The organism is Halolamina salina (assembly GCF_042678005.1).
Classification (GTDB): domain Archaea; phylum Halobacteriota; class Halobacteria; order Halobacteriales; family Haloferacaceae; genus Halolamina; species Halolamina salina.
The window spans coordinates 10,854-12,418 of sequence record NZ_JBHUDH010000025.1; the positions used below are offsets into that span (position 1 = coordinate 10,854).

Below are 1,565 nucleotides of genomic sequence, written 5' to 3' on the forward strand. Positions count from 1 at the left end.
GGGGGGCCTCGTACTGGCGGCCGACCGACGCCCAGGCGTACTCGCCGGCGTACTCGGCGCCGACCTCGCCGTCGATCCGCCACTCCGAGAGCGCCGCGTCGTCGCCCTCGCCGAACGCCGTGCCGGCCATCGGGTACCCCCTGTCCGCCCACTCGCGGAACCCCTCGTCGATGACGTACACGTCCTCGTAGCCGGCCTTCTGGAGTCCCGCGGCCCGGATCGAGGAGAGGTGGTGCGGGCAGCCGCAGTAGGCGACGATGCGCGCCTCGGTCGGCCAGCCGTCGATGCCGCCGCCGGTCGAGTCCTCCTGTGCGGACGAGAGCACGCTCCCGTAGAGGTGCGAGCGCGTGTACTGTTCCAGCCCGCGCGCGTCGACGAATCGGGCCTCGCCGCGCAGGTACCACGCCCGGGCCGACTCGATCGGGAGCAGCCGCACCGTCTCGTCGTTGACCGTCAGCGTCTCCAGCGCGCCGGGGTCGACCCCCGGCGCCTCGGGCGGGTCCGGGAACTCCGGCGGGAGGCCGTCGGCGGGATCGCCGTCGTCCGGGTAGTCGCCGTTCGCGACCATCGTCTCGTCGATGGTACCGGGGTGTTCGAACGGCGCGCCGGAGCCGTCGGAGGAACAGCCGGCAGCGGCGACCGTCGACGCCGCCCCGAGCGCAGCGAGGAACTCGCGTCGATCCATGTTCGAGATTCGACGCCGAGGCCGAAACCGCTTTCGCTCGGCTCCCTCCCGCGCTACTCTCGATCCGCTCCCTCGACGGCCACCGCCCGGACTGGCGCGCCGTCGCCGCCCAGCGCGATCGGCTGGGCCCGGAGTTCGAAGCGTGCGGGGACGCTGCCGAGGTTCGTGAGGTTCTCGAACACCAGCACACCCGCCCCGAGCAACGCGTGGTGGGCGCCGAAGGCGTCGCGGCCGTCGAGAGCCAGCGATCCCTCGGCCGGCGGCGTCGGATCCGGGCTGAAGGCGTCGATCGCGACGGCCAGCCCACGGGCGGCACAGCGCTCGGCGGCGGCCACCGAGAGGTAGGGGTGGTCGCGGTAGCGGTCGCGCCCCCAGTGGCGGTCCCAGCCGGTCCGGAACACCGCACAGTCCGCGCCCGGCGCGGTCTCCGGGTCCGGCACGCGATCGGCGGGGATCGGCTCCCGCGCGTCGAGGTCGGTGCAGTCGACGACGACGGCGTCGCGGACGAACGCCGAGACGGGGTAGGTATCGAGCGTGTCGCCGTCTTCCTCGGTGTGCGACGGCGCGTCGACGTGCGTGCCCGCGTGGCTCCCGCAGGTGAGTTCGCTGACCCGGCAGCCGTCGGCGGCGAACGTGTCCGCGGCGTCGACGCTGACCGCCGGGTCGCCGGGGTAGACGGGCATCCCAGACTCGATGGAGTGGGTGAGATCCTGCATCGTCATCGGCCGCCCTACACTACCTCCCCGTCGAGCACTGTGAGTTCGACGCCGATTTCGTCGAACGAGTCGGCGTTCTCGTAGGGATCCGAATCGAGGACGACCGCGTCGCCGGCCCCGAACTCGCGGACCGACTCGGCGTCTCCCGAGCGGCGGTCTGGAAA

At 72.9% G+C, this 1,565-nt stretch carries 2 protein-coding genes; both read right to left on the reverse strand.

The window, feature by feature from the left end:
- On the reverse strand, positions 1-685 hold a 685-nt coding region (locus tag ACFR9S_RS03125), incomplete at its 3' end, for a rhodanese-like domain-containing protein (RefSeq protein WP_379818046.1).
- Positions 686-738: 53 nt separating this feature from the next.
- Positions 739-1,401, reverse strand: coding sequence for a cyclase family protein (locus ACFR9S_RS03130; protein WP_379818068.1), 663 nt, complete (start codon positions 1,399-1,401; stop codon positions 739-741).
- Between the last annotated feature and the right edge of the window lie 164 nt (positions 1,402-1,565).

What these genes read in the sequence shown, in the direction of transcription:
- ACFR9S_RS03130 (WP_379818068.1), bottom strand. Translation starts at nt 1,401, where the DNA reads ATGCAGGATCTCACCCACTCCATCGAGTCTGGGATGCCCGTCTACCCC.